The 7,112-nt window shown below is 66.1% G+C and carries 10 protein-coding genes and 1 pseudogene; 10 read left to right on the top strand and 1 reads right to left on the bottom strand.

The genetic code is table 11. The features are described from left to right. Positions 1–1,225 (bottom strand): YifB family Mg chelatase-like AAA ATPase (locus VN047_RS02475; RefSeq protein WP_325539683.1); only part of this gene is annotated, 1,225 nt, incomplete at its 3' end. Between the two features lie 162 nt (positions 1,226–1,387). Between VN047_RS02475 and VN047_RS02470 the strand changes: the two genes are divergently transcribed. The 10 genes and pseudogenes from VN047_RS02470 (at position 1,388) to VN047_RS02425 (ending at position 7,051) form a co-directional block, all read left to right on the top strand. Continuing rightward, entirely contained in the window at positions 1,388–2,092 is a 705-nt protein-coding gene (locus tag VN047_RS02470) for a TetR/AcrR family transcriptional regulator (protein ID WP_325539682.1), read from the top strand. A gap of 72 nt (positions 2,093–2,164) precedes the next feature. Then, positions 2,165–2,599 carry a VOC family protein gene (locus tag VN047_RS02465; RefSeq protein WP_325539680.1) on the top strand — a complete coding sequence of 145 codons (435 nt, stop codon included), beginning with the start codon at positions 2,165–2,167 and terminating at the stop codon, positions 2,597–2,599. Between the two features lie 78 nt (positions 2,600–2,677). Beyond that, the gene (locus VN047_RS02460; protein WP_325539678.1) at positions 2,678–3,115 is read left to right on the top strand and encodes a VOC family protein; all 438 of its coding nucleotides are present in this window, start codon (positions 2,678–2,680) and stop codon (positions 3,113–3,115) included. Positions 3,116–3,139: 24 nt separating this feature from the next. Beyond that, on the top strand, positions 3,140–3,568 hold the full coding sequence (locus tag VN047_RS02455) for a DoxX family protein (RefSeq protein ID WP_325539676.1): 429 nt from the start codon (positions 3,140–3,142) through the stop codon (positions 3,566–3,568). After that, the gene (locus VN047_RS02450) at positions 3,565–3,783 is read left to right on the top strand and encodes a DUF4287 domain-containing protein (RefSeq protein WP_325539674.1); all 219 of its coding nucleotides are present in this window, start codon (positions 3,565–3,567) and stop codon (positions 3,781–3,783) included. Before VN047_RS02455 ends, VN047_RS02450 begins: the two co-directional genes overlap by 4 nt. A 31-nt stretch (positions 3,784–3,814) precedes the next feature. Further along, on the top strand, positions 3,815–4,789 hold the full coding sequence (locus tag VN047_RS02445) for an alpha/beta hydrolase (protein WP_325539672.1): 975 nt from the start codon (positions 3,815–3,817) through the stop codon (positions 4,787–4,789). 32 nt (positions 4,790–4,821) lie between these two features. Next, entirely contained in the window at positions 4,822–5,496 is a 675-nt protein-coding gene (locus VN047_RS02440) for a glutathione S-transferase family protein (RefSeq protein ID WP_325539670.1), read from the top strand. Between the two features lie 32 nt (positions 5,497–5,528). Next, a pseudogene (locus VN047_RS02435) lies at positions 5,529–5,825 on the top strand (DUF1428 domain-containing protein); the annotation flags it as partial. An 18-nt stretch (positions 5,826–5,843) separates the two neighbouring features. Then, entirely contained in the window at positions 5,844–6,248 is a 405-nt protein-coding gene (locus VN047_RS02430; RefSeq protein ID WP_325539684.1) for a DUF1428 domain-containing protein, read from the top strand. Positions 6,249–6,412: 164 nt separating this feature from the next. Next, positions 6,413–7,051 (top strand): glutathione S-transferase family protein, encoded by a 639-nt coding sequence (locus VN047_RS02425; RefSeq protein WP_325539668.1) that lies wholly within the window; start codon positions 6,413–6,415, stop codon positions 7,049–7,051. The last annotated feature ends 61 nt before the right edge of the window (positions 7,052–7,112 follow it).

Raw genomic sequence — 7,112 nt, 5'->3', positions numbered from 1 at the left:
GGCCCGCAAGGATGATGACCATGTTGTAGCCCGTCCAGCGCCAGGTGATCGAGGCGCTCACCGCCTGCACCTCGACATGCAGGTCGATGCGGTCGAGCAGCGGACCCGACAGCTTTGCCTGATAATCGGCGGCGCAGCGCGGGGCACGACTGCACGCTAGCGCGGGATCGCCGAGATGGCCGCACCGGCACGGATTCATCGCCGCGACAAGCTGGACACGCGCCGGGAAGGTGACATGCGCATTGGCGCGCGCGACGCTGACCTCGCCCGTCTCGAGCGGCTGGCGCAGCGAATCGAGCACACCTCGCTGGAATTCGGGCAGCTCGTCGAGAAACAGGACGCCCAGATGCGCGAGGCTGACCTCGCCCGGCCGCACGCGCAGCCCGCCGCCGACGAGCGCAGGCATCGACGCCGAATGATGCGGGCTGCGAAACGGCCGCGCGCGAACGAGGCGGCCGCCCTCGAGGCTCCCGGCGACCGATGCGATCATCGATACTTCGAGCGCTTCAGCGGGGGTGAGGTCGGGCAGGATGCCGGGCATGCACGCCGCCATCAGCGACTTGCCCGCGCCCGGCGGTCCCGACATCATCAGATTATGCGCGCCCGCCGCGGCGATTTCGAGCGCGCGCTTTGCAGTTTCCTGTCCCTTGACCTGCGACAGGTCGGCAGCGCGCGCCGGCATCTCGACCTCTCCCGGCACCGGCGGCGCCAGCAGCGCATGGCCCCTGAAATGATTGAGCAGCGACAGAAGGTCGGGCGCACCGATCACCTCGACATTCCCCGCCCATGCCGCTTCGGGGCCCTGCGCCGCAGGGCAGATCAGGCCGCGCTCGACGCTGCCGGCGTGGATCGCGGCGAGCAGTACGCCGGGGGACGGCGTCACGCGTCCGTCGAGGCCAAGTTCGCCGACGGCCACGTAAGACGCGAGCGTCTCGGGATCGACGACACCCATTGCGCCCAGAAGCGCAAGCGCGATCGGCAGGTCGTAGTGCGAGCCCTCCTTCGGAAGATCGGCGGGCGACAGGTTGACCGTGATGACCTTGGGCGGGAGCGACAGGCCGATCGCGGCGATCGCGGCACGCACGCGCTCGCGGCTTTCGCCCACCGCCTTGTCGGGCAGGCCGACGACGACGAAGCGCGGCACGCCGGGCGTGATCTGGCACTGCACCTCAACCCCGCGCGCTTCGATGCCGAGATAGGCCGTGGTTGAAACGACTGCGACCATATTCCCCCCGGAACAGCCCCGTTGTGCCCCCTTTGTTCCGAAGCCTTTTTAGGCGAAGTAGCGGGGAGGTCGAGTCTTTTTCGGAAGTTGGCGAAAGTGCCGCGTAGCGTCGGGTTCGAGCCGGATTTGACAACATACCAACCAGTCGGTATGTTGATTCGCATGACGACCAATCAGCCCCCTTCTGTCCCCGCAGCCGCCGCCCGCGATGTCCCCCCGGCGGGCGGCGGTATTGCCGGTGCCGGCACTGCCAGCGAACGCGCGCCGCGTGGCAGCGCGCGGGCGAGACTGATCGCCGCGGCGCATGCGACGGTGCGCAAGCAAGGCTATTCGGCAACGACGGTCGACCAGATCTGCGCGGCGGCAGGGGTGACCAAGGGCGCCTTCTTCCACCATTTCGCATCGAAGGAAGAGCTGGCGATTGCGGCGGCCGAAGGCTGGACCGAGCGCGCGCGGCCGATGTTCGAGCTGGCGCCGCATGTGAAGCTGGGCGATCCGCTCGACCGCCTGCTCGGCCATATCGATTTTCGCCTGTCGATGCTCGACGGGCCGACCGAGGATTACACCTGCTTCGTCGGCACGATGGTGCAGGAAGCCTATGCGACCAACGATCGCATCCGCGCGGCGTGCGAGGCGAGCATCAACGCCTATTGCCAGGCGCTCGCGCCGGACATTCAGGCCGCGATGGATGTTTACGGCGTGCCTGAAGATGTCACCGCACTCGGCCTTGCCCAGCATGTCCAGTCGGTGCTGCAGGGCGCCTTCGTTCTGGCCAAAACAACGAACGATCCGGCGATCGCGCGCGGCACCGTCACCCATCTGAAGCGTTATGTGCGGATGCTGTTCGGCGCGGGAAGCGCGCCATGATGCGACGGGTAATTGCCGCCGCGCACCGCGCACGCTGACATCGACAAACCGATATCCCCGAGGAGAGACGAGATGCCCAGGATGATCTTCGTGAACCTGCCGGTTGCCGATCTGGCCCAATCGAAGGCCTTTTATGAGGCGCTGGGCTTCACGAACGAGCCGCGCTTCAGCGACGAGACCGGCGCCGCGATGGTGTGGTCCGACACGATCTTCGTGATGATCCTGACCCACGAGAAATGGAAAGGCTTCACCGACCGCCCGATCGCACCCCGCGGTTCGAGCGAGGTGTCGCTCGCGCTCGCGATGGACAGCCGCGAGGCCGTCGACGCGATGATCGAAGCGGGCGCGGCGCATGGCGGCACCGCCGACGTCAACCCGGTGCAGGATCATGGCTTCATGTACGGCCGCGACCTGCTCGACCCCGACGGCCATGTCTGGAGCCCCTTCTGGATGGACCCCGCGATTGCCAGCGGCGAGCAGCCGATGCCCGAAGTTGCCGCCGGGTAAAAGACAGGCGCAGCGGACGACCGGCGATCGCCGGCGCCGCGAACCAACCCGAACAACCGCCCCTCAAGGAGAGAGTAGATGCCCCAGATGATTTTCGTGAACCTGCCCGTCACCGACCTCGACAAGTCGAAGGCCTTTTATGAGGCCGTCGGCGCAGCGAACAACCCCGCCTTCACCGACGACACCGCCGCCTGCATGGTGGTCAAGGAAGGATCGATCCACGTCATGCTGCTGACGCATGAAAAATGGGCCACCTTCACCTCGAAGAAGATCCCCGACGCGCACACGACCGCGCAGGTGCTGATCTGCGTCTCCGCCGACAGCCGCGAGGCGGTCGACGCGCAGGTCGACAAGGCGGTCAAGGCGGGCGGCAAGGCCGACCCGACCCCGACGCAGGACTTTGGCGGCTTCATGTACGGCCGCAGCTTCGAAGATCCCGACGGTCATATCTGGGAAGTGATGTGGATGGACCCGACCGCGATCCCCGCCGACGCACCCGCTGAAGCCGAAGCATAACTGACGCCAAGGGAGGAGGAAGAGATGACCGACGCAGTCCCAGGCGCAGTCCCCGGCAAGGGTCAGATAATCGCAGGCCATGTTTTGAGCGGCCTTGTGATCCTCTTCCTCCTCTTCGACGCCGGGCTCAAGCTCGCGTCGCCCGAAACGGCGATCAAATACAGCCCGCCCGATCTCGGATGGCCGCTCGACGTGCCGACGATGCATATGCTCGCGATCCTGCTGCTGGTCCCGACTTTGCTCACTATCTGGCCGCGCACCGCGATCCTCGGTGCGATCCTGATCACCGCCTATCTCGGCGGCGCGGTCGCCACGCATGTCCGCATCAACAGCCCGCTGTTCAGCCACATCCTGTTCGGCGTCTACCTCGGCCTGATGCTGTGGGGCGGCCTGTGGTTGCGCGATCCGCGCGTCCGCGCGCTGATCCCGCTGCGGACGGGAGCGGGGCAATGAGTTTTCAGGCCTATCTCGACAATGTCGAAGCGAAGACCGGCCAATCGGCCGACGCATTGAAGGCCATCGCGATCGAAAAGGGCTTGGCCGACAAAAGCGGCCTTGCCCCGGGTATCAAGCCCGGCGCGATCATCGACTGGCTGAAGCGCGATTTCGACCTGGGCCACGGTCACGCGATGTCGATCGTCGCCTATTTCAAAGGCAAACGCGCCTAGGCGCCGTCTTGTACACGAGAGGACAGATTCCATGGCATATCGCCCCACCTTCCCCTCTTTCGACCGCCGTGCGCCCGGTTCGCCTATCGTTATGGCAGCGCTCGCCGCCGCAATTTTGCTGGCCGCGGCGCCCCGGCCGCTCCATGCCCGGACACAGGCCCCGGCCACCGCAGCGGCTGCCGCCAAGACCGGCTATGCCGATGTCGACGGCGCGCGCATCCATTATCAGGTCTACGGCGACCTCGCGTCGGGCCGCACGCCGTTGCTCGTCCTTCACGGCGCTTTCATGTCCGGCGACGCGATGGGGCCGTTGATCGCCCCCCTCGCCGCAACGCGGCCGGTGATCGCGATCGATGCGCGCGGCCACGGCCGCACCGGCGATGCGCCGGGCGGCCTCAGCTACGACCGGATGGCAAACGACGCCGACGGCGTTCTTGCCGCGCTGAAGGTCGAAAAGGCCGATGTGCTGGGCTATTCGATGGGCGCCGCGACCGCGCTGCGCCTCGCGATGCTCCACCCCGGGCGGATCGGCAAGCAGGTCATCATTTCGGGCGCCTACCGGCTCGATGGCATGCCGCCCGAACTGATCAAGAACATCGCCAGCCTGACCCCCGAAATCTTCGCGGGTTCGCCGATCGAAAGCGGATACAAGAAGACCTCGCCGACGCCCGACGCGTTTCCCACGCTGGTTAACGAGATCAAGGCGCTGGACGCCGCCGACTTTGCCTGGCCCGAGGATGAAATCCGCGCGATCAAGGGCAAGACGATGGTCATCGCCGGCGACAATGACGGCACCACGCTGGAACATACGATCGCGCTGTTCAAATTGCGCGGCGGCTATGACCTTCCCACCATCCTGCAAGGCTTCATGACCGAAGCACCCAAGGCGCGGCTCGCGATCCTGCCCGCGACCTCGCACATCGGGATCATGGCCGAAGCGCCCGGCATCGCCGCGATGGTCACGCCTTTCCTCGACGACAAGGCGCCACCGCCGCCGCCCTTTTGATCCCCCGAAAAAGACAAGGAGAGGAGTCCGCCATGCCCGTAAACCCCAACGCCAGCATCGAAGTCACCGCTTTCGACTGGGTCCCCGATTTCGCGCGCGGCTATGTCCGCGACCTGCGCCCGCGCTGGGCCTGCGAGGAGATCGGGATCGATTATGCCGAGCATCTGATCAGCGCAATCAACCGCCCCGCCGACCATTTCCTGTTCCAGCCGTGGGGGCAGGTACCGGTGCTCAACGACGGCGGCATCCGCCTGTTCGAAAGCGGCGCGATCCTGCTCCACCTCGCCGAGAAGGACGCGCGGCTGATGCCCCGCGATCCGCAGCAGCGCGCGAACACGCTCGCCTGGCTGTTCGCCGCCTATAACAGCGTCGAGCCAATGCTGTTCGAGCTCGGCAATGTCGACATCTTCTCGACCGACGAGGAATGGGCGAAGCTCCGCCGACCGAGCCTGATCGAGTTCATCCAGGGCCGGCTTGGCCGCCTGAACGACGCGATCGGCGACAAGGAGTATCTGACGGGCGAATTCACCGTCGCCGATATCGCGATGGCGACCGTATTGCGCGAAGCCGTCGAGGCCGGCCTGATCGCCGAGCAGCCGCGGCTCCAGGCGTATCTCGACCGCTGCCTCGCCCGCCCCGCCTTCCAGCGCGCGATGGACGCGCAGCTGGCCGCCTTCAGCGAAGAAGCGGGTCCACCCGCCGCCTGAAACCCCCTCCCACCCCCCCAAGGAGAGACAAGATGACCTATGTAGAAGGATTTGTGGTCGCGGTCCCGACCGCCAACAAGGAAGCCTATCGCAAACATGCCGCCGATGCGGCGCCGCTGTTCAAGGAGTTCGGCGTCGCGCGGATGGTCGAATGCTGGGGCGACGACGTCCCCGACGGCAAGGTCAACGACCTGAAGGGCGCGGTGCAGGCGAAGGACGACGAGACCGTCGTGTTCAGCTGGTTCGAATATCCCGACAAGCAGACGCGCGACGCGGCGAACGAAAAGATGATGAGCGATCCGCGCATGGCGCAGATGGGCGGCGAAATGCCGTTCGACGGCAAGCGGATGATCATCGGCGGGTTCGATTCGATCCTCGACGACCGCGCCGACGGTACAACCGGTTATGTCGACGGCTATGTCGTGCCCGTTCCCGACGGCAACAAGGAAGCGTATCGCGCGTTGGCGCAAAAAGCGTCCGAAGTGTTCCGTGACCATGGTGCGACGCGCGTCGTCGAGGCGTGGGGCGACGACGTCCCCGATGGCAAGGTCACCGACTATGCCCGCGCCGCGCACAAGAAGGACGGCGAGACCGTCGTCTATAGCTGGGTCGAATGGCCGAGCAAGGAAGCGCGCACCGCGGGCTGGGAAAAGATGATGACCGACGAGCGGATGAAGCACGACCCCGCGACCAACCCGTTCGACGGCGCGCGCATGATCTATGGCGGCTTTGCGCCGATCGTCGAGGCGTGACCAATGCTGTTCCTCCCCGTTGCGCAGCGATGGGGAGGTGGCAGCGGCGAAGCCGCTGACGGAGGGGCCAATGGCGCCGGCGTCGCGGCCCCTCCACCACGCCCTTCGGGCGCGGTCCCCCTCCCCATCGCTTCGCGACAGGGAGGATTGAGAGGACGAATAAGATGATAAAGCTTTACGGCACCCCGCCCACCCGCGCGCTACGTGCATTGTGGCTCTTGAACGAGCTCGACCTCGCGCACGAGATCGTTCCCGTCGATATCGGCGCGGGCGAAAACCGGACCTCCGAATTCCGCGCGCTCAATCCGGCGGCAAAGCTGCCGGTACTGGTCGATGGCGATCTGGTGATCAGCGAATCGGCGGCGATCCAGCTCTATCTCGCCGACAAATATGGCGACCGTTTTCCCGGCGGCGGGCTGATCCCCGACACCGCCGAAGATCGCGCCCGGATGCACCACTGGCTGTTCTTCCTGATGACCGAGATCGAGGCGCCGCTGTGGCGGATCGCGCTGCACAGCTTCCTCTATGCCCCCGAGGAGAAGTCGGACGCGGAAATCGCCTTGGCGAAACGTGACGGCCGGCGGATGATCGCGGTGCTCGAGCAGCATATGCAGGGGCGCGACTTCATCGTCGGCGAACAGGTGACCGTCGCCGATTTCAATGCCGCCTTCACGCTCGACTGGGCGAATGAAGAAGAGCTGCTGGACGAGGCCCCGGTGCTCCGCGCCTATCTGGAAGCCATGTACGCGCGCGCGAGGGCGCCCGTGACGATCGCCGCGGCCATGGCCGGGCTTGAAGCATGACCCGCAGCGACGGCGACAGGAAGCGCACCGCGGCCTGCCGGTGCGGCGCGGTGACGCTGGC

Source organism: Sphingopyxis sp., from assembly GCF_035565275.1.
Classification (GTDB): Bacteria; Pseudomonadota; Alphaproteobacteria; order Sphingomonadales; family Sphingomonadaceae; genus Sphingopyxis.
This window is presented reverse-complemented; position numbering and strand designations above follow the sequence as displayed.

Bases quoted from the DNA above. Each gene is read 5' to 3' on its own strand.
- VN047_RS02470 (WP_325539682.1), top strand. From the start codon at position 1,388: ATGACGACCAATCAGCCCCCTTCTGTCCCCGCAGCCGCCGCCCGCGAT.
- VN047_RS02465 (WP_325539680.1), top strand. From the start codon at position 2,165: ATGCCCAGGATGATCTTCGTGAACCTGCCGGTTGCCGATCTGGCCCAA.
- VN047_RS02460 (WP_325539678.1), top strand. From the start codon at position 2,678: ATGCCCCAGATGATTTTCGTGAACCTGCCCGTCACCGACCTCGACAAG.
- VN047_RS02455 (WP_325539676.1), top strand. From the start codon at position 3,140: ATGACCGACGCAGTCCCAGGCGCAGTCCCCGGCAAGGGTCAGATAATC.
- VN047_RS02450 (WP_325539674.1), top strand. From the start codon at position 3,565: ATGAGTTTTCAGGCCTATCTCGACAATGTCGAAGCGAAGACCGGCCAA.
- VN047_RS02445 (WP_325539672.1), top strand. From the start codon at position 3,815: ATGGCATATCGCCCCACCTTCCCCTCTTTCGACCGCCGTGCGCCCGGT.
- VN047_RS02440 (WP_325539670.1), top strand. From the start codon at position 4,822: ATGCCCGTAAACCCCAACGCCAGCATCGAAGTCACCGCTTTCGACTGG.
- VN047_RS02430 (WP_325539684.1), top strand. From the start codon at position 5,844: ATGATCATCGGCGGGTTCGATTCGATCCTCGACGACCGCGCCGACGGT.
- VN047_RS02425 (WP_325539668.1), top strand. From the start codon at position 6,413: ATGATAAAGCTTTACGGCACCCCGCCCACCCGCGCGCTACGTGCATTG.